Below are 22919 nucleotides of genomic sequence, written 5' to 3' on the forward strand. Positions count from 1 at the left end.
TGCAATGCGTCGCGCGGGGACAACCCATTGTGTCGATTGAGCTACTTTGTATGAGCCGATAGACGTCGCTGGCGGCGTTTTGATGGCTAACGTATTCTTCGCGGTTCTTTGGGTCGTCTGACCCGCAAAACTGCTTTTTCCTACGTGTATTTCCGGAGTTCGCTGAATGTCTGTCGGTTGGCTGCGCGCCTGTGCGCTGGTGATGTTGGGGCTGTTCAGCGTTACAGCGCTGGCCAAGGATAAAACTGCAATCGTGATCGGCGGCGGCCTGTCGGGCCTGACCGCCGCTTATGAGCTGCAAAACAAAGGCTGGCAGGTCACCCTGCTGGAAGCCAAACCGAGCCTGGGTGGTCGCTCGGGCATGGCCACCAGCGAGTGGATCGGCAACGACAAGACCCAGCCAGTGCTGAACAAGTACGTCTCGACGTTCAAGCTGGGCACCACGCCGGCGCCGGAATTCGTGCGTACCCCGGGCTACCTGATCGACGGCGAGTATTTCTCTGCCGCCGATCTGGCGACCAAGCAGCCGGCCACCGCCGATGCCTTAAAGCGCTACCAGAAAACCCTCGATGATCTGGCGCGTTCGATTGACGACCCGCAAAACCCGGCGGCAACCAGCACCCTGCACGCGCTGGACCAGATCACCGTATCGAGCTGGCTCGACAAGCAGAACCTGCCAGCCACTGCGCGCCAGTTGATCAACCAGGACATCCGCACTCACTACGACGAGCCTTCGCGTCTGTCGCTGCTGTACTTCGCGCAGCAGAACCGCGTGTATCGCGGCATCTCCGACCGTGACCTGCGCGCTTCGCGTCTGGTCGGCGGCAGCCAAGTGCTGGCGCAGGCGTTCGTCAAACAGATCAAAACCATCAAGACCAACTCGCCGGTGTCGGCGATCACTCAGGACAAGGACGGCGTGACCGTCAAGGTCGGCAGTGTTGGCTATCAGGCCGACTACGTTGTGCTGGCTGTGCCGCTGCGTGCATTGAACAAGATTGCCCTGACCCCGGCGCTGGACGCTCAGCATCTGGCGGCGATCAAGGGCACCAACTACGGCTGGCGCGACCAGATCATGCTGAAGTTCAAGACGCCGGTGTGGGAAAGCAAGGCGCGCATGTCCGGCGAGATCTACAGCAACACCGGTCTCGGCATGTTGTGGATCGAGCCAGCCCTGAAGGGCGGCGCCAACGTGGTGATCAACCTGTCCGGCGACAACGCTCGTGTGATGCAGGCGTTTGGCGACAAGCAAATGGTCGATCAGGTGCTGATTCGTCTGCACGCGTTTTATCCACAGGCCCGTGGTTCGTTCACCGGTTATGAAATCCGCCGCTACAGCACCGACCCGTCGATGGGCGGCGCGTACCTGGCTTACGGCCCGGGCCAGATCAGCAAGTTCTGGCGTCTGTGGGAGCGTCCGCTGCAACGCGTGACGTTCGCCGGCGAACACACCGACACCTTGTACCCGGGCACCCTGGAAGGCGCGCTGCGCACCGGTCAGCGGGCGGCGAGTCAGGTTGAAGATCTGGCGGCAGGCAAATCGTTTGAGCCAGCCAAAGTAGTGCCGGCTGCAGCAGCGGCGGGCGCGGCGGGTGCCGTGGCGGCGAAGAAGGGCAACTTCTTCAGCAACCTGTTCGGTGGTTCGGATGACGAGAAGAAGCCTGAGCCAGTGAAGGCGCCAGAGCCGGCTCCTGCTCCGGTCGCACCAGCGCCGACTCCGGCACCTGCGCCAGCTCCGGTGGAACCGCCGAAGCCTGCGGCACCAGTGAAAGCTGAACCGGCGAAGAAAGCAGCGGCCAAGCCAGCGGTGAAGAAACCAGCGGCTAAAACCGAGGCGAAAAAGCCTGCCGCGAAACCGGCAGCGAAGAAGGCTGAGCCGGCGAAGAAGCCAGCGGCCAAGCCGGCAGCCACCACTGAGACCAAGGCGCAGTAGGCCTTTGCTTCAATAAAAAAACGCGGCCACACGGGCCGCGTTTTTTTTTGCCAGAAGCGCGCACTTCGATCCTTCCCGGTGCAGTCTCAAGGCTTACCTTTGCGCAGGACACTTCCCACAAAACAATCGGAACGAAATGATAGCGGGTGCCTGAGCTCCAACTTTATGCTTGAAGAAATTGGAGTCGCTCGATGAAAAGACTTACTGTAATACTTCTGTTGATGACACTTTCCGGTTGTGCCAATGGGCGTTTCTTTCCAGGTGGATATAACGCAGAACTTGCGTATCAATGCAAGATTGATCCCTACAGTGCCGATTGCTTGCAGCCGCCGCCAGTTTTCACCAACTAATCAATCAAAAGAGCGTTGGCTTGTTAAAAGTCCCATTTATAGAACTCGGTGCCGTTCGGTAACTTTCTGAGCCAGCGCTGCTTGGGTTTTCGAATCCGCCCGGGGATAAAACCGAAGCGAGCCCAACGCAGGTTGCCGTTGCGCTGATCGTAAATGACCAGATTGCCATCGTCCTGCATCGTCAGGTAAGTGTTGTACCACAGCGACTTTTCGAGGCTGTGGGTACTTTCGGCAATCCATAGTCGCCGTCTGGAAGGGTCGAAGAGAAATCCGTTATTACTGACGACAAATTGTAGTGGTTCACGCATCTTCTTTGGATGCAGAGTTGCACTGTAAGGTTGATTGTTGTCGGCAATCCAGACTAATGCTTCACCTTCTTTTATCACCAGATTGCCATCGCTCTGCAATAACAACCGATATCGACCGTTCTCGGATTGCAGGTATTGGCCCGGAGACATTGTCTGGTTTGGTGGTAACTCGGAAGTGCCACTTGCTTGAAATGGGCTATAACGAAGCGCCATGTTTTTCACCTTTTCAATGAATGATTGAGTCATCATTTGATCAGGGGCAAGCAGCCAACTAGCGATACATAGTTATTAAATGAATTTTCTTTTTCTGCGAATTTTTTGTGATCACTGCCTGCTCCGCGGCGCGCCGGAGCAGAAGGAGAATCGCGCCCCGTGGTCCGAGCGCTGCGCGGTAGAATCGCCTTTAATCTTTCCTTAACACGCCACTTCCAGACTCTTGATCGTATTTCTCGATATTTCAAAGCAAAATTTTCCGCTTTAATTCGATAGATAACTCGCTAGTCTTGGTTCGCAGTTCTCACAGGATTTGGGCAATGCAGCTACGTAACTCTTCTTCGCGCTATGGTTGGGTCAGCATCTTCATGCACTGGGGTGTGGCGCTGGTGGTCTTCGGGCTGTTCGCGTTGGGCCTGTGGATGGTCGGGCTGGATTACTACAGCAGCTGGCGCAAAGAGGCGCCGGATCTGCACAAGAGTATCGGTCTGGTGCTGTTGGGTGTGATGGTGTTGCGGGTGCTGTGGCGCTTTATCAGCCCACCGCCGCCGACGCTGCAAAGCTACAGCCGCATGACCCGCATCGGCGCCAAGTTCGGCCATGGGTTTCTGTATCTGGGGCTGTTCGCTGTGATGCTTGCCGGTTACCTGATTTCCACCGCAGACGGTGTCGGGATCCCGGTGTTTGGCCTGTTTGAAGTTCCTGCACTGGTTTCCGGGCTACCGGATCAGGCAGATACCGCTGGGGTGATTCATCTCTGGCTCGCGTGGGCACTGGTAATTTTTTCCGGCCTCCATGCGTTGGCAGCATTGAAGCACCACTTTATCGATCGTGATGCGACCCTGACGCGAATGCTCGGTCGCAAAGCCTGAAATTCAACCTCGACTCAAAGGAAAAGAAAGCATGTTGAAAAAGACTCTGGCCGCTCTGGCAATCGGTTCTGCACTGCTCTCGGCTGGTCAGGCCATGGCTGCGGACTACAAAATCGACAAGGAAGGTCAGCACGCCTTCGTTGACTGGAAAATCAGCCATCTGGGCTACAGCTTCATTCACGGTACTTTCAAAGATTTCGACGGTACGTTCTCGTGGGATTCGGCCAAGCCTGAAGCCAGCAAGATCTCGGTTGATGTGAAAACCGCCAGCCTGTGGTCGAACCACGCTGAACGTGACAAGCACATCGCCAGCAAAGACTTCCTCGACGTTGGCAAATTTGCTGATGCCAAGTTCGTCTCCACCGCCGTTAAATCGACCGGTGAAAAGACTGCTGATGTGACTGGCGACCTGACCCTGCACGGTGTGACCAAGCCTGTGACCTTCAAGGCTACGTTCAACGGCGAAGGCAAGGATCCATGGGGCGGCGAACGCGCTGGCTTCAACGCCAAGACCACCCTCAACCTGAACGATTTCGGGATCAAGGGCCCAGGTCCTACCTCGCAAACCGCAGATCTGGACATCTCGCTGGAAGGCGTGAAAGTTAAATAACTTTTGCTCTGCCACACAAAAACGCCCCCGGTCGAAAGATCGGGGGCGTTTTTTATTGCCTACGACACACACGCATCCCCTGTGGGAGCGAGCCTGCTCGCGAAGGCGGCGGGTCAGTCAGCAATGATGTTGGCGAATGACCGCTTTCGCGAGCAGGCTCGCTCCCACAGGGGATATGCGGTGATTCAGGGGTATTTGTGGCGGCATAAAAAAATGCCCCGGCTCTTTCGAGACGGGGCATTTTTATGGCGGCGTTAACTCAGCGATTGCGGGTCAGCAATGCTGGTTTTTCGCCACGCGGGCGGCTTGGCAGTTGATCGAGCTGCTCAGGCGTCGGGAAGCGGTCGGCTTTCGATTCCTTGTGCATGATCTTCGGGCCGTTGCTGCGCGGGTTCTGCACGGCTGGTTCGCTACGTGGCTGATCGTCACGGGCCGGACGGCGGTTGCGCGACGACGAGGCGGAATCGTCACGACGCCCCGACTGACCATCACGCGGTGCACCGTTACGCGGGCCGCTGCGTTTGGCTGGCGGGGTGCCGGTGCTCGAACCGTTGCTGTTGCGCGGACCGTTCTGACGACCCTGCGACTGACCGCCACGTGGTGCGCCCGAACCTGCGCCTGCACCTTGAGCCGGTGCGCCTGGACGACGGCCACGGCCGCCGGCAGGGGCTGGTTTTGGTACGTAATCAACGCGGTTACCGAAGTTATCGATATCGTCGTCGAGGAACTCGTCCGGTGCACGATCAGCCGCCGCACGTGGCGGTTGGCTCGGACTCTGTTCGCGGCTCGGAGTGCCTTCGCGCGGTTTCTGCTGACGGGCAGGGCGCTCGCCACGTTCACCGGCCGGTTTTTCCTTGCCCTTGTCTTTGCCTTTGTCTTTACGACCGCCGCCACCGCCGCCGCCATTCGGCCCGTCGCCGCGTGGGCCACGTGGATTGCGCGGGTTACGCACGTCCGGACGCTCACGCACTTCCGGCTTCTCGGCTTCAATGGTGCTCGAATCGAAGCCCATCAGGTCGCCGTCGGCGATTTTCTGCTTGGTCATGCGTTCGATGCTTTTCAGCAGTTTCTCTTCGTCCGGGGCAACCAGCGAGATCGCCTCGCCCGAACGACCGGCACGGCCGGTACGGCCGATACGGTGCACGTAGTCTTCATCGACGTTCGGCAGTTCGAAGTTGACCACGTGTGGCAACTGATCGATGTCCAGACCGCGTGCGGCGATGTCGGTCGCAACCAGAATGCGTACCTGGCTGGCCTTGAAGTCGGCCAGCGCTTTGGTGCGCGCGTTCTGGCTCTTGTTACCGTGGATCGCTACAGCCGGCAGGCCGTGCTTGTCCAGGTACTCGGCCAGACGGTTGGCGCCGTGCTTGGTGCGGGTGAAGACCAGCACCTGTTCCCACGCGCCGGCGGTGATCAGGTGTGCCAGCAGCGCACGCTTGTGGCTGGCCGGCAGACGGAATACGCGTTGTTCGATGCGCTCGACCGTGGTGTTCGGCGGCGTCACTTCGATGCGTTCCGGGTTGTGCAGCAGCTTGCCGGCGAGGTCGGTGATGTCTTTGGAGAAGGTTGCCGAGAACAGCAGGTTCTGACGCTTGGACGGCAGGCGCGCGAGGACTTTCTTCACGTCGTGCACGAAACCCATGTCGAGCATACGGTCGGCTTCGTCGAGGACGAGGATTTCCACGTGGGACAGGTCAACGCTGCCCTGGCCGCAGAGGTCGAGCAAGCGACCCGGGCAGGCAACGAGTACGTCGACGCCGCGGGACATGGCCTGAACCTGTGGGTTCATGCCGACGCCGCCGAAGATGCAGGCGCTGACGAATTTCAGGTCACGGGCGTAGATCTTGAAGCTCTCGTGAACCTGGGCCGCGAGTTCGCGGGTCGGGGTCAGGACCAGTACGCGCGGTTGGCGCGGGCCATGACGCTGGGATTTGTCCGGGTGACCGTTGGGGAACAACCGCTCCAGGATCGGAAGGGCGAAACCGCCGGTTTTACCGGTACCTGTCTGTGCCGCAACCATCAGGTCGCGACCTTGCAACACGGCGGGAATGGCCCGCTGTTGCACCGGAGTAGGCTCGGTATAGCCCGCATCTTCGATGGCGCGGACTAAAGCCTCGGAGAGACCGAGGGAAGCAAAGGACATGAGTAATCCTGTTTTAGTTAGGGCTTGGCCCAATGGGAGTCTTGCCTGGCGCGAATGGCGTTTAAGAGGACGCAATCCCGTCCGGTCCTGCTGCGGTTCCGAAGGCACGTCTGGAGTGCTCGCGCGGGCTGCAAAGCTGCGCTGTAGCGGGTCGAGAGGCCTGTTACGGTTCCGGGCGTCCGGGCGTGAGCCTGGCGGGAACGCCGGAGTATAACAGAGCAATCACTGCGCGCTGCTTTCCTGCTGCTCAACGGTTTTACCGCTGGCCGTGGCATTGCCCAGCGGCGCAGCCATGGCGGGAGCCGCGCCGTAGCGTGCGCTCAGCTCGGCGTAAGCCGGTTCGCGCTTGAATCGCTTGAGCTCGGCGCCAAATCGCTGCACCAGCAAATCCATGCCGGCATTGCGTCTAACCGCGAGAAACTGGCTCTGGCGGCTAATGACAGTGGGGTTTTCGGTGATCTGATCGCGAATATTCAGCTCATCGAGCAAGTGCTGACCGACACGGCGATCGGTGATCAGCAAGTCGATGCGACCGCGCACCAGTTTGCCGAAGTTGGCTTCGTGGGTCGGTGCCGGTTCACGGGTAAACAGTGTTGATTCGCTGAAATCGGGGCTGTACAGATAACCCGGCGAGGTGCCTATGGTCAGGCCTTTGAGTTCCTCGAGTTTGCTGAACGGGTGTGGCCGGTCGTTGGCGTAGAACATCACGAACTCGACGTCCGACAGCGGCTCGCTTGGGTAAAGCAGGGTCGCGTCGCGTTCATCACTGTGAAAAATATCCAGTGCACCGTCGGCCTGACCGGTCTCAAGCATCGACAGGCAGCGCTTCCATGGCAAGAACTGCCATTCGACTTCGATGCCCAGACGTTTGAAGACAATGGCCGTGGTTTCGTAATCCAGCCCGAGGTTTTTACCGTTCTCTTCGTAGACATATGGCGCCCACGGCTCGGTGACAATACGCAACTTCTCGCCTCGAGCGGCGAAGCTCAGGCAAGCAAAAACCAGCACGGCGAATAACTGCGTGATCAAAGGCATGGCTTGAGATTACGACGAGAAACGCGAAAGAGCCAGAAAGTGCCTGCACAAGCTCTGTTTCGGGCCTTTAAAAGCAAAAGATCGCAGCTGCGACACCCCCTGTAGGAGCTGCCGAAGGCTGCGATCTTTTGATCTTTCTATGATGCTTAACGCGGCAACTTCAGGTTATTCCAGATCGCCAGACTAGGCTCAGCCTGGTTCATGGAATAGAAGTGCAGACCCGGCGCGCCACCTTGCAGCAGGCGTTCGCACATCTCGCTGACAACTTGCTCACCAAAGCGCTGAATGCTTTGCGTGTCATCGCCGTAGGCTTCCAGTTGCTTGCGGATCCAGCGCGGGATTTCCGCACCGCAGGCATCAGAGAAGCGCGCGAGTTTGCTGTAGTTGGTGATCGGCATGATCCCCGGAACGATCGGCAGATCCACACCCTGCGCCTGCAAACGGTCGACGAAGTAGAAGTAGCTGTCGGCGTTGAAGAAGTACTGGGTGATGGCGCTGTCGGCGCCGGCACGGGCCTTGCGGATGAAATTGGCCAGATCGTCTTCGTAGTTGCGCGCTTGCGGATGCATCTCCGGGTAAGCGGCAACTTCGATGTGGAAATGATCACCGGTTTCTTCACGAATGAATTCAACCAGTTCATTGGCGTGACGCAGCTCACCGCTGGTCATGCCCATGCCGGATGGCAGGTCGCCACGCAGGGCGACGATACGCTTGATGCCGGCAGCCTTGTACTCGTTCAGCAGGCCGCGCAGGTCGTCCTTGCTGTCGCCGACGCACGACAGGTGCGGTGCGGCCGGTACTTTGACTTCGCTTTCCAGTTGCAGAACGGTGTTGAGGGTGCGATCACGTGTCGAACCACCAGCGCCATAGGTGCAGGAGAAAAAATCGGGATTGTACGTTGCCAACTGACGGGCAACGTTGAGCAGCTTTTCATGCCCAGCATCGGTCTTGGTCGGGAAGAACTCGAAGCTGTAGCGACGGTCTTGGGACATGGTCATACCCTTGGAAACAAGAACCTTCGAGGCGCTGCAATCCCGTGTGGGAGCGAGCCTGCTCGCGAAAGCGCTGGGTCGGACAACACGGATGTTGAACGTTGAGACGCCTTCGCGAGCAGGCTCGCTCCCACAGGGAGAGCGAGCAAGCGCCTGTTAGTAGCGGTAAGCGTGCGGCTTGAACGGGCCTTCGACGGTCACGCCGATGTAGTCAGCCTGTTGCTTGGTCAGTTGCGTGACCACGCCGCCGAAGCCGCGAACCATTTCCAGGGCCACTTCTTCGTCAAGTTTCTTCGGCAGTACTTCAACGGTCAGACGCTCGGCTTTCTGGGCTGGCGACAGGTCGGCGTACTTCTGGCCGAACAGGAAGATCTGCGCCAGCACCTGGTTGGCGAACGAACCGTCCATGATGCGGCTTGGGTGGCCAGTGGCGTTACCCAGGTTGACCAGACGGCCTTCGGCCAGCAGGATCAGGTAGTCGTCGTTCTGCGCGTCGAAAGCACCAGCGCCGGTACGGTGGATCTTGTGTACCTGCGGCTTCACTTCTTCCCATGCCCAGTTCTTGCGCATGAAAGCGGTGTCGATTTCGTTGTCGAAGTGACCGATGTTGCAGACAACAGCGCGCTTCTTCAGGGCTTTGAGCATGTTCGCGTCGCAAACATTGACGTTACCGGTGGTGGTCACGATCAGGTCGATCTTGCCCAGCAGCGCTTTGTCGATGCTCGCTTCGGAACCGTCGTTGATACCGTCGATGAACGGCGAAACCAGTTCGAAACCGTCCATGCATGCTTGCATGGCGCAGATCGGGTCAACTTCGGAGACTTTAACGATCATGCCTTCCTGACGCAGCGACTGAGCCGAACCCTTGCCCACGTCACCATAACCGATGACCAGCGCTTGCTTGCCGGACAGCAGGTGGTCGGTACCACGCTTGATCGCGTCGTTCAGGCTGTGACGGCAGCCGTACTTGTTGTCGTTCTTGGACTTGGTCACCGAGTCGTTGACGTTGATGGCCGGGATTTTCAGCTCGCCCTTGGCCAGCATGTCCAGCAGACGGTGTACGCCGGTGGTGGTTTCTTCGGTCACGCCGTGAACGCGATCCAGTACTTGTGGGTACTTGTCGTGCAGCAGCTGAGTCAGGTCGCCGCCGTCGTCGAGGATCATGTTGGCGTCCCATGGCTGGCCATCCTTCAGGATGGTCTGCTCCAGGCACCACTCGTACTCTTCTTCAGTTTCGCCTTTCCAGGCGAAAACCGGGATACCGGCAGCAGCGATAGCGGCAGCAGCCTGATCCTGAGTCGAGAAAATGTTGCAGGACGACCAGCGTACTTCGGCACCCAGGGCAACCAGGGTTTCGATCAGCACGGCAGTCTGAATGGTCATGTGGATGCAGCCGAGGATCTTGGCGCCTTTCAACGGCTGTTCGCCGGAGTACTTGCGACGCAGACCCATCAGGGCCGGCATTTCCGATTCGGCGATGATGGTTTCGCGACGGCCCCAGGCAGCCAGGGACATGTCGGCAACTTTGTAATCGTTAAAATCTGCAGGCGTGATAACAGCGCTCATGAAGAGCCTCCATTCGTAATGTATGCGAATGGGCGCCGTTGTGCGTTTAGTGTCCGGCCTGAGCCAGTCAACGCCCCATCCGAGCCTGACAGGTTGAACCTGCTGCAGCGCCCCTCGGACAGGTGGCGGGAAAACGGTAGCAAGTGAACGTTACCGTTTTGAAACGGGGGCGATTATAGCTGTCTAGACTGATCTTCCAAAGGGTTTCTGTCGGCCAGATGAAGATCGTTAATGGCGACCATAGTCGTAGCTGCATGGAGCCTGACCGCTCAGTCTGCCAAGATACTGTCCATCGTTCGGTAAGACACTCAGGAGTGAAGATGAATTTCCACACCCGCAAATGGGTAAAACCCGAAGACCTCAACCCCAACGGCACCCTGTTCGGTGGCAGCCTGTTGCGCTGGATCGACGAAGAAGCGGCGATTTACGCGATCGTCCAGTTGGGCAATCAGCGCGTGGTGACCAAGTACATTTCCGAAATCAACTTCGTCAGCGCCTCGCGCCAGGGCGACATCATCGAACTGGGCATCACTGCCACCGAGTTCGGCCGCACCTCGATCACCCTGACCTGCGAAGTGCGCAACAAAATCACCCGCAAGAGTATTCTGACGGTTGAGAAGATGGTTTTCGTGAATCTGGGCGAAGACGGCTTGCCCGCACCGCACGGGCGCACTGAAATCAAATATGTGAAAGATCAGTTCCAGGAAGATGAGTTAGTTACCAAGTGACATCGGCGGCGCTTTCTTCGCGAGCAGGCTCGCTCCCACAAGGATCACGCTGTACCTGTGGGAGCGAGCCTGCTCGCGAAAGCGGTTGTTCAGTCAGCGAAGAATCATCTGCCCACTGAACAGCCATGAACCGCCGGGGTCGTAGGTAAACACCACCCCCACGGTTCCCACGCCATGACCACTCCCACCGACGGCAAGACCCCCGACCTCTCGGCCAAAGAACAGCACGAAGTCGAGAAAAACCAGCCGCCCCGCGCGGCTGTCCTGCACGAAATCATCCGCAGCCAAGGCGATCAGGAACTGGAGCGCAGTATCGCCGCACTCTGGTGGTCGGCGCTGGCGGCCGGGTTGACCATGGGCCTGTCACTGATGGGCATGGGCCTGCTCAACTCGCGCCTGCCCGACGGTGACGAATTCAAGGTGATCGCCAGTTTCGGCTACTGCGCGGGTTTTCTCGCAGTGATCCTCGCCCGCCAGCAACTGTTCACCGAAAACACCTTGACCGCCGTATTGCCGGTCATGACCAAGCCGACCCTGCAAAATTTCGGCCGGTTGATCCGCCTGTGGACAGTGGTTTTGGTCGGTAATCTGTGCGGGACGATTCTGGTCGCGTACGTGATGCTCGAATTGCCGATCTTCGACACCAAAACCGATCAAGCTTTCCTCGAAATCGGTCGCAAGGTCATGGAAAACCACGCCAGCCAGATGTTCGCCAAGGGCATCGTTTCCGGCTGGATGATCGCCACCATGGTCTGGATGATCCCGTCCATGGAGAGCGCGAAGATGTGGATCATCATCCTTATCACCTACCTGATGGCGCTCGGCGACTTCACTCACATCGTGGTGGGTTCGGCGGAGGTCTCGTATCTGGTGTTCGCCGGCGAATTGCCGTGGAGTGATTTCTGGGCGGTATTCGCAGGCCCCACGCTGGCGGGGAATATCATTGGCGGCAGCTTTATCTTTGCGCTGATCAGCCATGCGCAGATCCGCAGCGAGAGCGGCGCGCCGAAGGAAACGGCGGATCAGGCCGGGAAACCTGATCCGCAGGAGATCAAAAAATGATCAGTGGTGAGCGGCTTCGCTGATGGTCACGGGCTCGTTGCGAGTTGCGTACTTGACCAGTTTGCCGATGGTCAGGCCCTGCAACAGGATCGACGACAGCACCACGATATAGGTGATGCTCAGCAGCAGATCGCGCTCCGGACCCAGCGGCAGGGCCAGGGCCAGTGCCACCGAAACACCGCCGCGCAAACCGCCCCAGGTCAGAATCCGGATGGTGCCGGCCGGCACCGTCCGCCAACGGCGCAGCAGCAGAATCGCCGGGGCCACAGTGAGCAGGCGCGACAGCAGAATCGCCACCGCCAACAAACCTGCCGCGGCCATGTGCAACCAGTTGAATGGCAGCAGCAACAGCTCCATGCCGATCAACGCGAACAGCAGCGCGTTGAGCATGTCATCGAGCAATTCCCAGAAACCGTCCAGATAACGACGGGTCATGTCATTCATCGCCAGATTGCGCCCGACATTGCCGATGATCAGACCGGCGACCACCATCGCAATCGGCGCTGAAACGTGAATCTCGGTAGACATCGCCGAACCACCAATGACCAGCGCCAGCGTCAGCATCACGGTGATTTGATGCTGCTCGACGCTTTTGATCATTCGATAAACCAGATAACCGATCAGGCCGCCAAACAGCACGCCGCCAATCGCTTCGTGAACGAACAACATCGCGGTGGCGCTGATGGTCGGGGTTTCGCCGAGTTGGGCGATGCCCAGCAACACGGTGAACACCACCACGGCCGTGCCGTCGTTGAACAGCGACTCGCCGACGATGGTGGTTTTCAGCGGTTTCGAGGCATTGGCGGTACGCAGCACGCCGAGCACCGCAATCGGGTCGGTCGGCGAAATCAGCGCGCCGAACAACAGGCAATACAGGAAACTCAAGTGCCAGCCGAACAGGGCGAAAATGTAATAGGCGAGGCTGCCGATCACCGTTGTGGCAATCAATACGCCGAAGGTCGCCAACAGGCCGATGGGCCAGCGGTAGCTGCGCAGGTCGTTGAGGTTGACGTGCAGGGCGCCGGCGAACAGCAGGAACGAGAGCATCCAGTTCATCAGCAGATCGCCGAAGTCGATCTGGCCAATCAGTTGCTGCACGCGTTCTTCGAGACCGGGGTAACCGAGCACGCTCAGGCCTTGCAGGATCAGCGAGAACAGTAGCGCGGTGACCATCACGCCGATGGTCGGCGGCAGGCCGATGAAGCGGAAATTGACGAAGGTGAGGAGGGTGGTGAGGCAGATGAAAGCGGCGACAAGTTCAAGCATCCGGGGTCCTTTGGATGAGGGGTGAGTGGAGCGCGCCCGATGCTTGGGCGCAGGGGTTTGATGGGCTGAGAGCGACAGAGGGCACAAGCTTCCCTCACCCCAGCCCTCTCCCGGAGGGAGAGGGAGCCGACCTTATTGTCTTGCGGCATGCATCGACCTGAATAACCGAGTCGATTATGGATTCGGCAATGCGCGTTCAGGTCGGCGTACTTCTGAAGCATCCCCCGGCAGTCCCCTCTCCCTTTGGGAGAGGGTTAGGGTGAGGGCTAGCCGGACACATTGACCGCAGCCGCTTCGCGACGTTGCAGATAGATGAAAAACAGCGCCGTCAGCACCGTCAATACACCGACCAGCGCCCCCGTCCACGGCAAGTCCGCCAGATCCGCGCCACTGGCCACCACCAGCCCGCCGATCCACGCACCCGCTGCGTTGCCAAGGTTGAATGCACTCTGGTTCAGCGTCGAGCCCAGGTTCGGTGCTTCATGGGCCTGATCGATGATCAGCAGTTGCAGAATCGGGCACAGCGCAAAAGCGAAAATCCCCCACAGCACCAGCGTGATTGCCGCTGGTACCACCGAGCGACTGGTCTGACTGAACGCCGCCAGAATCACCACCACCGCCAAGGCCACACCAACCAGCGACGGCAGCAAACGGCTATCAGCCAGGCGCCCGCCGAGCATGCTGCCACCGGTCAAGCCGACGCCGAACAACAGCAACATCACCGTCACGCCATGCGGGCTGACGCCGGTGATGTCCTGCAGGATCGGCGCGATGTAAGTGAACACACTGAACAGACTGGTCGACGCGAGCACACTCATGCCTAGAGCCAGCAACACGTTGACCTTACCCAGTACCTTGAATTCGCTGGCGAGGTTGGCCTTGTCCATGGGGATGTGTTTTGGCAGCCACAACCATTGCGCGAGCGCCGCAATCACACCAATCACCGACACCGCCCAGAACGTCGAGCGCCAGCCGGCATACTGTCCGAGCGCCGTGCCCAGCGGCACGCCGAGAACGTTGGCCAAGGTCAGGCCGGTGAACATCATTGCAATCGCCTGCGCGCGTTTGTTCGGTGCGACCAGCCCGGCGGCAACCACCGAGCCAATGCCGAAGAACGCGCCGTGGCACAGCGCGGTGACCACGCGAGCGGCCATCAGCGTCGCGTAGTTCGGCGCGAGTGCGCAGAGCACGTTGCCAAGGATGAACATCAGCGTCATTCCCAACAGCGTCGCTTTGCGCGGCATGTTCGCGGTGCCGATCGCCAGGATCGGGGCGCCGAACACCACGCCCAGGGCGTAGCCGGTAATCAGCAGGCCCGCATGGGGAATGCTCACGGAGAGGTCTCGGGCGACGTCGGGCAGCAGGCCCATGATGACGAATTCGGTGGTGCCGATGCCGAACGCGGCAACAGCGAGTGCAAGCAAGGCGAGTGGCATGCGCAAGGTCTCTGTCGGTAGTCTTGACGCTTTGATCAGGCATACGCAGGCCGACGACCGCTTTCGAATGAGAGCAGGGCAGGCAGGAATTATTGGTATTTTTCTGTGCGCAACTGAGTGCGGCGTGGTCGCTTGCAGTATAAACAGCTGCTGACACATCGCGAATCAATAATCTGACTATTCGACGATTCACTGTAGGAGCTGCCGCAGGCTCGGGCCGCGTTCGGACGATCTTTTGATCTTGCTGTTAAAAATCAAAATCAAAAGATCGTCCGAACGCGGCCCGAGCCTGCGGCAGCTCCTACATGGGGACTCATAAAAATAAGGGGTAAGACGTGCTGGCGACGGGGTTGGTATTGATGGCGGCGCTGCTGCATGCGACGTGGAATACGTTAATCAAGTTCAGCGCCGAGCGACTGTTGGTGGTGGCGTGCATGGACACCGTGGCGCTGCTGGTCGTTGCCATCGCGTTTCCATTCGTAAGCTTGCCGCCCATGGAAATCTGGCCGTGGATTCTCGCTTCGGCAGCTTTTGAACTGCTTTATCGCTATCTTCTGATTCAAGCCTACCGGGTCGGCGATCTCGGGCTGGTGTATCCGCTGATGCGCGGATTATCGCCTTTGGTGGTGCTCGCGCTGACCCTGATCTTCGCGGGAGAGGTGCTCACCACGCAGCAAATCTTCGGCATCATGCTGATCCCGTTCGGCATGGTTTGTCTGCTATGGCAGGGTGGCGGTGGCAAGCATTTGCCATGGTCGATGTTGCCGGTGGTGGCGCTGATCGGCCTGTGTATCGGTTGCTACACCTACATCGATGGCCAGGCGTTGCGGCGCTGGTCCCATCCTTTGGATTATCTGGTCTGGGTCACGCTGCTCAGCGCCTGGCCGTTTCCGCTGTTGGCATGGGTCGCCAAGCGTCCGGCGTTCATGTTGTTCTGGCGTGAGCAATGGAAGCTGGGGTTGGCGGTGGGCTTCTGCGTATTGGCCAGCTACGCTCTGGTGCTGTGGGCGATGCAGTTGGGTTCGATTGCGGAAGCGGCGGCATTGCGCGAGATCAGCGTAATTCTGGTGGTGCTGTTCGGTATGCGCTACCTCAAAGAACCTTTTGGCCGGCCGCGGCTCTTAGCCTGTGGGCTGGTACTGATCGGCATGCTGGTAATGAAGTTCTGACTGCTCGCGAACTCTATAACTCGAAAAAGGACGGCGTTATGACGGTGGCTCTGTGGTGTGTGTTGATTGCGATTTTTCTGCCGTATATCTGCACCGGCGTGGCGAAAGCCGTGGGCGGCTACCGGCTGAGTGATAACCACGATCCGCGCGACTTTCTCGAAAGTCTCAACGGCGTGGCGAGGCGTGCGCATGCCGCGCAGATGAACAGCTTTGAAGTGACGCCGGCATTTGCGGCGGCAGTGATTGTTGCGCACCTGGTTGGGACGGCGGAGCTGGTAACGGTCAATGTGCTGGCGGTGCTGTTTATCACCAGTCGCCTGCTTTACATCATTTGCTACCTGGCGGACTGGGCGATCTTGCGCTCGCTGGTGTGGTTTGTGGGGATGGGGTTGATTGCTTCGTTCTTCTTTGTGTCTGTTTGATTATCGGTGTTGCTGATGGCCTCATCGCGAGCAGACTCACTCCTAAATTAGGAATGCGTTCCCCTGTAGGAGTGAGCCTGCTCGCGATAGCTATCTGATTACCTCAGCAGATTCCAAGGGTTACTTCTTCTCTGTATCAGCCACCTGCGGCACTTGCGGCAGCGCTGCGCCTTTGGGCCAAAGCATCCAGATCTGCCCCTGCTGTTTCATGTCCCCGGCCAGTTGCCCGGCCGCATCACCGGTGCCCCAGAACAGATCCGCCCGCACTTCGCCAGCAATCGCGCCGCCGGTATCTTGTGCCGCCACCGGGCGAACCAGTGCCGTGCCATCCGGTTTTGTCGTCGACAGCCACAGCAGGCTGCCCAACGGAATCACCTTGCGATCCACTGCCGCGCTATAACCGGCAGTCAACGGCACGTTCAGCGAACCGCGCGGGCCTTCATTGCTGTCCGGGTTGCGCGTGAAGAACACGTAGCTCGGGTTGCTGCCCAGCAGTTCCGGAATGCGCGAAGGATTGGCCTTGGCCCAGTTGCTGATCGCGCTCATGGTCACGTCTTCTTTCTTCAGCTCGCCTTGCTCGACCAGCCAGCGCCCGATTGGGCGATACGGATGGCCGTTCTGATCGGCGTACGCGATGCGCAACTGTTTGCCGTCATCGGTCTGAATTCGCCCGGAACCCTGGATCTGCAGGAATTGCAGATTCATCGGGTCGGTCAGGTAGGCAACCACCGGGGCTTTTACACCTTTGGATTCAATAGTGGCGGCATCGTCGTAAGGCTTGAGCACCCGACCTTCGAGGCGGCCGCGCAAGCGTTTGCCTTTCAGCTCCGGGTAAATGCTGTCCAGCGAGACAATGATCATGTCTTCGGGCACGCCGTACACCGGCACATTTGCCGTGTCGGTGGGCGTCAGGCTGCCGGGGTAGACCGGTTCGTAGTAACCGGTGATCAAACCGTTGGGGTTGTCGTTTTCAGCGCGCAGGCCGTAAACGTCGAGGTTTTGCTTAAGGAAAGCGCGAATCTCGCCAGCACTTTGCGGTACGTTGGCCGCAGCGGCGCAGGTGGAGCCCCATACGGCATCAGCTTTGAGTCGGGTGCAGGCGCTACGCCACGAACCGAAACCGGCGACCAGATCGCTATCGGATACTGCCGGCAGTGCTTCCCAGGTGGCGCTGGAATAAGTGGCCAGTGCGTGGGTTTTTGGTTTGGCGCTATCACCGCCGGTGCAGCCAGCGAGAATCGCCATTAGAGGCAGGGATGCGATCAGCGGGTGACGCCAGGCCTTGAAAGGGCTGTTCATGGAGTAATTCCTGTGCCGGTTGACCGAGTGCTCCATGCGCTCGAACAACCCGTATTTTTAATAGGGCTATTGGTGTTTGGCGGTGACGCGAGGATACTGGCCGCCGAATTCCGTGACCTGAAGCCACCATGACTCTTAAAAGCATTTCTGTTGTATTGCTGGCCTGTCTGACCTTGTCCGCCTGTGGCGGTGTCGATCCGAATTCTCCACTGGGCCAGCGCAAGGCCATTTTCAAACAGATGCTCAAGACTGGTGAAGACCTCGGCGGTATGTTGCGTGGACGCATCCCGTTCGACGGGCCGAAGTTCGCCGAAGGCGCGGTCAAACTCAATGCGTTGTCCCATGAGCCGTGGAAGCATTTCCCGCAGGTTCGCGAAGAAGATCACACCAGCGCCAAGGACGATGTCTGGCAGAAGCAGGCGAAGTTTCAGGAAATGGCCCGCACTCTCGAAGCTGCCACCGGTGAATTGGTGATTGCCAGTCAGATTCAACCGTACAAGGCCAGCAACCTCGGGCCTGCGGTGCAGAAAGTCGAAGATGCCTGCAGCGCTTGTCATAAACAGTTTCGCGATCATTGATATTTAAAAGATCGCAGCCTGCGGCAGCTCCTACCCTGATCAATATAGGAGCTGCCGCAGGCTGCGATCTATTGATTTTTACTTATCGATTTCGTCCAGCGCGTCCTGAAGTTCTTTGCGCGATTCGGCGAGTTTGTCTTTGCGCTTGTTGATCTTCTCTGGATCGCCTTTCTTCATCGCCTTGTCGAGATCAGCCTGGCGCTTGCTCACTTCGTGCTTGGCGTCGAGCACCTTGTTTTCGCGTTCTTTCTTCAGGCCCGCGTCGGTGCAGTGTTCGGTCACCTCACGCAGGGCAGTTTCCAGGCCTGCCTGCTGATCAGCGTTGCCGCGCGACTTGGCCTGTTCGATCTGGTTCATGATGCCTTGCTTCTTGGCCGCGCAACCGGTCAGGCCCGGGGCGTCTTCGTCGGCCATGACAGGGGTGGCCATCACGCCACAAAGGGTCAGCATGGCGAGCGGTGCGAGAAATTTCATAAAAGCTCCATGTGCAAAGGCAATCGGGTCGGGGCGGCACTGCGCTGTTGGAGCGCCTCGGTGGTGGTTGGGTTCCCGGGGTACCGGGATTGCGTGCTCAGAAACCGTCGATGCCGGCGGTCCGCAAGGTATCGCTCAAGGCTAACACCTGCGGGTCGCGGAAGAAGGCGCTCAATTGCGCTGCGCGACCGGGGCCGATACCGGGTTCTGCCTGCCATTGTTCGGTGTCTCGTTGTGCCAGCGCCTGCCATGAATCAGGCAGTTGTGCCTGACCGGTTGGCGGCAAGCCCAAGGCTTTGAGCCATTGAGTGAACGGTCGCTGGCGGGCGCTGTGAAAGCTGTTCATCAGGCGTTCGCTGCTGCGCTCGCCAAAGCCGGCAATGTTAGCAAGCTCCGGTGCGTCGAGGGTCAACCAATCCAGCAGGTTGTTCACGCGGCGTGTTTCGAGAAGTTTCTCCCAAGTGCCACGACCGACATGTTGCAGCGCCAGCCCTTGTTTGCCACTGAGCCAGGTCAGGCGAGCGAGAAACTGGCTTTCGCAGCCGGGCGAGGGTTGCCAGCAACTCAATGCGTGGAAGTCGTCGGCGTTGGGGATGTTGAGGTCTGGGCGTTCGGCGGCGCGCAGCACCACGCTGTCGAGCCGTGGAATGGTCAGGCCGGCGAGGCTGATTGCCACTTGGTCGCCGGGGCGGATATCCAGGTCTTGCCAGCGTTTGAAGGAACTGGCGCTGACCCGTTTGATTTCCCGGTCATCGAGCATGACGGGTTTGAGTTCGAGTACTGGCGTGATGCGCCCGGTGCGCCCGATCTTGAAGTTGACCTTGCGCACTTCGGCCAGCGCTTGAGCAAAAGGATACTTCCACGCAACTGCCCAATACGGAGCGCGAGCCTGCCAGCGTTCGGCGCGTGGTCGTTGGCTCTGGCGCAGTACCACGCCGTCAGTGGCAAAGGGCAGGGGTGAGCGATACCAGTGATCGCGCCATTTCTGTGCTGCAGCAAAGTCGGCGACAGGATGACTGTACGGTTCAATCGTGGCGAAACCCAGCGTCGCCAACGTGGCGATTCGCTCGGGCAATTGCGCTGGGCCTTGTGGCCAGTCCCAGACGAACAGTCCGATACCGGCGGCTTGCGCGGCATCCAGGGTTTTGCGTCCCATCAGTCCCGCGACGGTGGAGCGAGCGTTAACGCTGCCGGATCGAGCTTGCACGTGCTCGTTCAAGCGCCAATAGAGTTCGCCCTGCACCAGCATATCCAGCGGTTGTGTCAGGTGTTGAGGAATGGCGCCGATCTTCTGTGCTGATGGCGTCCAGTCTTGCCCGCGAACCCCGTCACCGCGACTGATGACCTGTTGCAAAACGCCCGCGCGATAAATCAGCGTTACTGCGACGCCGTCGATCTTGGGTTGTATCCAGACATCCTTGCGATCATGTAGCCAGGCCTCCACGGCCTCATCTTTGTGGATTTTATCCAGGCCGGTATGGGCGATGGGGTGCGCGTTTGAGCCTGAAACTGTGTGCAAAGGATCGGGTGGCGAGGGCACTTTGAAACACGCTCGCCAATCGTTCAGTTGCGCAAGGGATTGGTCGTAGAGTTCGTCGGCAATCAGTGAGCGGCCTTCGCGGTGGTAGGCGTCGTCCCATTGATTGATCTGGTTTTGCAGGGCGGTGATTTCGCGTTGGGCGTGTGCAGCGGGCCAGTTTGGGCAGGTGGCTTGCGCGCTGAATGTTGCGGGCATCAGCAGGAAAATAAATAACAGGCGCAGCGTGGCAAGCATCGTGAGCGTCCTTGCTCAAGGGGAATGCTTGAAGGTTAGGCGAAGATATTTACTCCGCCGGAAGGGTGTTTTACGGCTTGTTTCTGGGCCGTGAAAACAGCCCCTCACCCTAACCCTCTCCCGGGGGGAGAGGGGACTGACCGAGTGGTTTGTTGGATATGCATCGACCTGAGCGTTCTGAGTTGAACTCCCGGTTTCAGGCATGAAAAAGCCCCGCACGGGGCGAACCGTGCGGGGCTTTTTTGTACCGCCAGGGAGTCTTACAGACCAGCAGCAGAACGCAGGGCGTCGGCGCGGTCGGTTTTTTCCCAGGTGAACGTGGTGAAGGTGTCTTCGCCAACGGTCTTGGTCTCTGGCGCGCGACCGAAGTGGCCGTACGCTGCAGTTTCCTGGTACATCGGGTGCAGCAGATCGAGCATGGTGGTGATTGCGTATGGACGCAGGTCGAACACTTCACGCACCAGTTTGATGATCTTGTCATCGCTGATCTTGCCGGTGCCGAAGGTGTTCAGCGAGATCGAGGTAGGCTGAGCCACGCCGATCGCGTAGGAAACCTGAATCTCGCAACGCTCGGCCAGGCCGGCCGCGACGATGTTCTTGGCAACGTAACGGCCAGCGTAGGCCGCCGAACGGTCAACCTTCGATGGATCCTTACCGGAGAATGCGCCGCCGCCGTGACGGGCCATGCCGCCGTAGCTGTCGACGATGATCTTGCGACCGGTCAGACCGCAGTCACCTACCGGGCCGCCAATGATGAACTGGCCGGTCGGGTTGATGTGGAACTGGGTGTCTTTGCTCAGCAGTTCGGCAGGCAGCACGTGCTTGACGATCAGCTCCATCACGCCTTCGCGCAGGTCTTTGTACGACACTTCAGGGTTGTGCTGGGTCGACAGAACAACGGCGTCGATGCCGACAACCTTGCCGCCTTCGTAACGGCAAGTCACTTGCGACTTGGCGTCCGGGCGCAGCCAAGGCAGCAGACCCGATTTACGGGCTTCGGCCTGGCGCTGCACCAACTGGTGCGAGAAGGTGATCGGCGCTGGCATCAGCACTTCGGTTTCGTTGCTGGCGTAGCCGAACATCAGGCCCTGGTCGCCGGCGCCCTGATCTTCAGGCTTGGCACGGTCAACACCCTGGTTGATGTCTGGGGACTGCTTGCCAATGATGTTCATCACGCCGCATGTCGCGCCGTCGAAGCCGACTTCGGAACTGGTGTAACCGATGTCGCAGATGACGTCACGGACGATCTGCTCCAGGTCGACCCAGGCGCTGGTGGTTACTTCACCGGCAACGATGGCCACGCCGGTCTTGACCAGGGTTTCCACGGCAACGCGTGCATGTTTGTCCTGGGCAATAATGGCGTCCAGCACCGCATCGGAAATCTGGTCGGCGATTTTGTCCGGATGTCCTTCGGACACGGACTCGGAGGTGAAGAGGGAGTATTCGCTCATCTCGATGTTTTCCTGAATTTACCGATGGTGAGTGTCGCCAGCCGGTCGCTGAAAATGGCGGACCTGGATCTGGAAACCATTACGTAAGCCTACATAGAGGCTTTCCCCGGGAACGAGTCCCGCAGCGGTGGCCCAACGGGCCAAATCGTCCTGTTCAAACCCCAACCACAGATCACCGCAGGCCTCCCTGGCCCAACTCTGGTTGTGGCTACATAACTCTGTCACGAGCAGGCTACCGCCCGGTTGCAGCAGGTTGGCCATATGCTTGAGTGCGTCGGCCGGCGCGGCGAAATGGTGCAACACCATGTTCAACACCACGCAATCGGCCGTAAGGCTTGTGCCATTCAATGCATCGGCCAATTGCAGGCTGACGTTAGCCAGCTGTTCACGTTCACATACCTGGCGAGCCAGTTCGAGCATCGCCGGGCTGTTGTCCAGCGCAGTTACGGTGCCGAAGCGACGCGCCAGTTCCGGCAAAAAAGCACCATCGCCGGGGCCGACTTCAATGGCCGTGGCTGCACCATCGAAGTTCAGTTTGTCGAGCAGGGCCAGCACGCTGTCACGGTACTGCGGCAGGCCTGCGATCAAGTCTTGCTGGGCACGGAATTTTTCCGCCACCCGGGTGAAAAAGTCCTGACTGGCCGCGGCACGTTGGCCGTGAACCTGCTCGATGCGCGCTTGCACGTCGTCAGGCAGATCCAGATTGTCGACTTCTTCTAACAATGCAGCGTGCAACTTACCGCCGAGCAATTCGGTGTGGGGCAGGGCGCGGCGATAAAAGATCGCGTTGCCTTCGCGGCGCGTCGCCACCAGATCAGCCTGGGCCAGTACCTTGAGGTGGTGGCTCATGCCGGACTGGCCAATGCCGAAAATCTGCGCCAGTTCCAGAACACCGAACGAATCGTTGGCCAGCGCGCGCAATACATTCAGGCGCAGCGGATCGCCGCCGGCCTTGCACAGGGCCGCCAGCTCGTCGCAATCGTCATGGCGAATGGAAGGCACGCGTAAGTTCATAGGGCTGGCAGTCTAGAGAGGGGGGCAAATCATCGCAAGGCCAATATCAAAAAGTTTTGATATTGCTCGATAAATGGCACTTCTCCCGAAACGGTTAACTCTACAAACGAACAGCGGAAAGGTTTCACCTACCGAAACCACTGCTATCCATTGGAAAAACGCCTCCGGATGACTATCTGTCATTGCCCCGAGGCGCTCCGGTGAGGGAAAATGCCCTCCTTTTTTCC

General features: G+C 59.0%; 20 protein-coding genes and 1 riboswitch. Of the genes, 8 read left to right on the forward strand and 12 right to left on the reverse strand.

All coding sequences use genetic code 11. From position 1 onward, the window contains the following. Window positions 1-166: 166 nt before the first annotated feature. A complete protein-coding gene (locus tag CKW26_RS17305) occupies window positions 167-1930 on the forward strand; it encodes a flavin monoamine oxidase family protein (protein WP_095049485.1) in 1764 nt (587 codons plus the stop codon). Between the two features lie 373 nt (window positions 1931-2303). Here CKW26_RS17305 and CKW26_RS17310 read toward each other — a convergent pair whose 3' ends face one another. Further along, window positions 2304-2801 carry a hypothetical protein gene (locus CKW26_RS17310; RefSeq protein ID WP_095049505.1) on the reverse strand — a complete coding sequence of 166 codons (498 nt, stop codon included), beginning with the start codon at window positions 2799-2801 and terminating at the stop codon, window positions 2304-2306. 320 nt (window positions 2802-3121) lie between these two features. Between CKW26_RS17310 and CKW26_RS17315 the strand changes: the two genes are divergently transcribed. Both CKW26_RS17315 and CKW26_RS17320 read left to right on the forward strand, forming a co-directional pair. Further along, window positions 3122-3673 (forward strand): cytochrome b, encoded by a 552-nt coding sequence (locus CKW26_RS17315; RefSeq protein ID WP_095049486.1) that lies wholly within the window; start codon window positions 3122-3124, stop codon window positions 3671-3673. Between the two features lie 31 nt (window positions 3674-3704). Next, entirely contained in the window at window positions 3705-4283 is a 579-nt protein-coding gene (locus tag CKW26_RS17320) for a YceI family protein (RefSeq protein WP_038358767.1), read from the forward strand. Window positions 4284-4542: 259 nt separating this feature from the next. Here CKW26_RS17320 and CKW26_RS17325 read toward each other — a convergent pair whose 3' ends face one another. The 4 genes from CKW26_RS17325 to ahcY all read right to left on the reverse strand — a co-directional run bounded on the left by CKW26_RS17325 (window position 4543) and on the right by ahcY (window position 10019). Continuing rightward, complete coding sequence (locus CKW26_RS17325; protein WP_095049487.1) at window positions 4543-6426, reverse strand: DEAD/DEAH box helicase; 1884 nt, start codon at window positions 6424-6426, stop codon at window positions 4543-4545. A 222-nt stretch (window positions 6427-6648) separates the two neighbouring features. Further along, on the reverse strand, window positions 6649-7461 hold the full coding sequence (locus tag CKW26_RS17330) for an ABC transporter substrate-binding protein (protein ID WP_095049488.1): 813 nt from the start codon (window positions 7459-7461) through the stop codon (window positions 6649-6651). A gap of 146 nt (window positions 7462-7607) precedes the next feature. Beyond that, window positions 7608-8453 (reverse strand): methylenetetrahydrofolate reductase [NAD(P)H], encoded by an 846-nt coding sequence (gene metF, locus CKW26_RS17335; protein WP_095049506.1) that lies wholly within the window; start codon window positions 8451-8453, stop codon window positions 7608-7610. A gap of 156 nt (window positions 8454-8609) precedes the next feature. Next, window positions 8610-10019, reverse strand: coding sequence for an adenosylhomocysteinase (gene ahcY, locus CKW26_RS17340; protein WP_008083099.1), 1410 nt, complete (start codon window positions 10017-10019; stop codon window positions 8610-8612). A 23-nt stretch (window positions 10020-10042) separates the two neighbouring features. After that, window positions 10043-10141: riboswitch (S-adenosyl-L-homocysteine riboswitch) on the reverse strand. A gap of 198 nt (window positions 10142-10339) precedes the next feature. Here ahcY and CKW26_RS17345 point away from each other — a divergent pair. Beyond that, window positions 10340-10747 (forward strand): acyl-CoA thioesterase, encoded by a 408-nt coding sequence (locus CKW26_RS17345; RefSeq protein WP_016984776.1) that lies wholly within the window; start codon window positions 10340-10342, stop codon window positions 10745-10747. 174 nt (window positions 10748-10921) lie between these two features. Continuing rightward, on the forward strand, window positions 10922-11809 hold the full coding sequence (locus CKW26_RS17350; RefSeq protein WP_095049489.1) for a formate/nitrite transporter family protein: 888 nt from the start codon (window positions 10922-10924) through the stop codon (window positions 11807-11809). On the opposite strand, the gene CKW26_RS17355 is transcribed toward CKW26_RS17350, so the two are convergent. Next, window positions 11810-13075, reverse strand: coding sequence for a sodium:proton antiporter (locus CKW26_RS17355; RefSeq protein WP_095049490.1), 1266 nt, complete (start codon window positions 13073-13075; stop codon window positions 11810-11812). It abuts the gene before it with no gap. A 266-nt stretch (window positions 13076-13341) separates the two neighbouring features. Next, entirely contained in the window at window positions 13342-14511 is a 1170-nt protein-coding gene (locus tag CKW26_RS17360) for an MFS transporter (RefSeq protein WP_095049491.1), read from the reverse strand. A 335-nt stretch (window positions 14512-14846) separates the two neighbouring features. On the opposite strand from CKW26_RS17360, the gene CKW26_RS17365 reads away from it, so the two are divergent. Continuing rightward, window positions 14847-15680: an EamA family transporter gene (locus CKW26_RS17365; RefSeq protein ID WP_095049492.1), complete on the forward strand. Its 834-nt coding sequence runs from the start codon at window positions 14847-14849 to the stop codon at window positions 15678-15680. A 38-nt stretch (window positions 15681-15718) separates the two neighbouring features. Next, a complete protein-coding gene (locus CKW26_RS17370; protein ID WP_008081053.1) occupies window positions 15719-16102 on the forward strand; it encodes an MAPEG family protein in 384 nt (127 codons plus the stop codon). A gap of 120 nt (window positions 16103-16222) precedes the next feature. Here CKW26_RS17370 and CKW26_RS17375 read toward each other — a convergent pair whose 3' ends face one another. Next, window positions 16223-17401, reverse strand: a complete 1179-nt coding sequence (locus tag CKW26_RS17375) for a murein transglycosylase A (RefSeq protein WP_095049493.1) — start codon at window positions 17399-17401, stop codon at window positions 16223-16225. Window positions 17402-17529: 128 nt separating this feature from the next. On the opposite strand from CKW26_RS17375, the gene CKW26_RS17380 reads away from it, so the two are divergent. Then, window positions 17530-17979, forward strand: a complete 450-nt coding sequence (locus tag CKW26_RS17380; protein ID WP_095049494.1) for a cytochrome c — start codon at window positions 17530-17532, stop codon at window positions 17977-17979. A gap of 78 nt (window positions 17980-18057) precedes the next feature. Here CKW26_RS17380 and CKW26_RS17385 read toward each other — a convergent pair whose 3' ends face one another. From CKW26_RS17385 to CKW26_RS17400, 4 genes are all read right to left on the reverse strand, one after another. After that, entirely contained in the window at window positions 18058-18453 is a 396-nt protein-coding gene (locus tag CKW26_RS17385; RefSeq protein ID WP_095049495.1) for a DUF1090 domain-containing protein, read from the reverse strand. Window positions 18454-18550: 97 nt separating this feature from the next. After that, complete coding sequence (gene ligB, locus CKW26_RS17390) at window positions 18551-20227, reverse strand: NAD-dependent DNA ligase LigB (RefSeq protein ID WP_095049496.1); 1677 nt, start codon at window positions 20225-20227, stop codon at window positions 18551-18553. A gap of 260 nt (window positions 20228-20487) precedes the next feature. Further along, window positions 20488-21678: a methionine adenosyltransferase gene (metK, locus tag CKW26_RS17395; RefSeq protein ID WP_095049497.1), complete on the reverse strand. Its 1191-nt coding sequence runs from the start codon at window positions 21676-21678 to the stop codon at window positions 20488-20490. An 18-nt stretch (window positions 21679-21696) separates the two neighbouring features. Next, window positions 21697-22692, reverse strand: coding sequence for a metalloregulator ArsR/SmtB family transcription factor (locus CKW26_RS17400; RefSeq protein WP_095049498.1), 996 nt, complete (start codon window positions 22690-22692; stop codon window positions 21697-21699). Window positions 22693-22919: the final 227 nt, after the last annotated feature.

This window comes from Pseudomonas sp. Irchel s3h9, assembly GCF_900187475.1.
In the GTDB taxonomy this organism is placed as follows: domain Bacteria; phylum Pseudomonadota; class Gammaproteobacteria; order Pseudomonadales; family Pseudomonadaceae; genus Aquipseudomonas; species Aquipseudomonas neuropathica.

What these genes read in the sequence shown, in the direction of transcription:
- CKW26_RS17325 (WP_095049487.1), bottom strand. Translation starts at nt 6,426, where the DNA reads ATGTCCTTTGCTTCCCTCGGTCTCTCCGAGGCTTTAGTCCGCGCCATC.
- CKW26_RS17305 (WP_095049485.1), top strand. Translation starts at nt 167, where the DNA reads ATGTCTGTCGGTTGGCTGCGCGCCTGTGCGCTGGTGATGTTGGGGCTG.
- CKW26_RS17310 (WP_095049505.1), bottom strand. Translation starts at nt 2,801, where the DNA reads ATGGCGCTTCGTTATAGCCCATTTCAAGCAAGTGGCACTTCCGAGTTA.
- CKW26_RS17350 (WP_095049489.1), top strand. Translation starts at nt 10,922, where the DNA reads ATGACCACTCCCACCGACGGCAAGACCCCCGACCTCTCGGCCAAAGAA.
- ahcY (WP_008083099.1), bottom strand. Translation starts at nt 10,019, where the DNA reads ATGAGCGCTGTTATCACGCCTGCAGATTTTAACGATTACAAAGTTGCC.
- CKW26_RS17320 (WP_038358767.1), top strand. Translation starts at nt 3,705, where the DNA reads ATGTTGAAAAAGACTCTGGCCGCTCTGGCAATCGGTTCTGCACTGCTC.
- CKW26_RS17385 (WP_095049495.1), bottom strand. Translation starts at nt 18,453, where the DNA reads ATGAAATTTCTCGCACCGCTCGCCATGCTGACCCTTTGTGGCGTGATG.
- CKW26_RS17345 (WP_016984776.1), top strand. Translation starts at nt 10,340, where the DNA reads ATGAATTTCCACACCCGCAAATGGGTAAAACCCGAAGACCTCAACCCC.
- CKW26_RS17360 (WP_095049491.1), bottom strand. Translation starts at nt 14,511, where the DNA reads ATGCCACTCGCCTTGCTTGCACTCGCTGTTGCCGCGTTCGGCATCGGC.
- CKW26_RS17400 (WP_095049498.1), bottom strand. Translation starts at nt 22,692, where the DNA reads ATGAACTTACGCGTGCCTTCCATTCGCCATGACGATTGCGACGAGCTG.
- CKW26_RS17370 (WP_008081053.1), top strand. Translation starts at nt 15,719, where the DNA reads ATGACGGTGGCTCTGTGGTGTGTGTTGATTGCGATTTTTCTGCCGTAT.
- metK (WP_095049497.1), bottom strand. Translation starts at nt 21,678, where the DNA reads ATGAGCGAATACTCCCTCTTCACCTCCGAGTCCGTGTCCGAAGGACAT.
- CKW26_RS17375 (WP_095049493.1), bottom strand. Translation starts at nt 17,401, where the DNA reads ATGAACAGCCCTTTCAAGGCCTGGCGTCACCCGCTGATCGCATCCCTG.
- CKW26_RS17380 (WP_095049494.1), top strand. Translation starts at nt 17,530, where the DNA reads ATGACTCTTAAAAGCATTTCTGTTGTATTGCTGGCCTGTCTGACCTTG.
- metF (WP_095049506.1), bottom strand. Translation starts at nt 8,453, where the DNA reads ATGTCCCAAGACCGTCGCTACAGCTTCGAGTTCTTCCCGACCAAGACC.
- CKW26_RS17355 (WP_095049490.1), bottom strand. Translation starts at nt 13,075, where the DNA reads ATGCTTGAACTTGTCGCCGCTTTCATCTGCCTCACCACCCTCCTCACC.
- ligB (WP_095049496.1), bottom strand. Translation starts at nt 20,227, where the DNA reads ATGCTTGCCACGCTGCGCCTGTTATTTATTTTCCTGCTGATGCCCGCA.
- CKW26_RS17330 (WP_095049488.1), bottom strand. Translation starts at nt 7,461, where the DNA reads ATGCCTTTGATCACGCAGTTATTCGCCGTGCTGGTTTTTGCTTGCCTG.
- CKW26_RS17315 (WP_095049486.1), top strand. Translation starts at nt 3,122, where the DNA reads ATGCAGCTACGTAACTCTTCTTCGCGCTATGGTTGGGTCAGCATCTTC.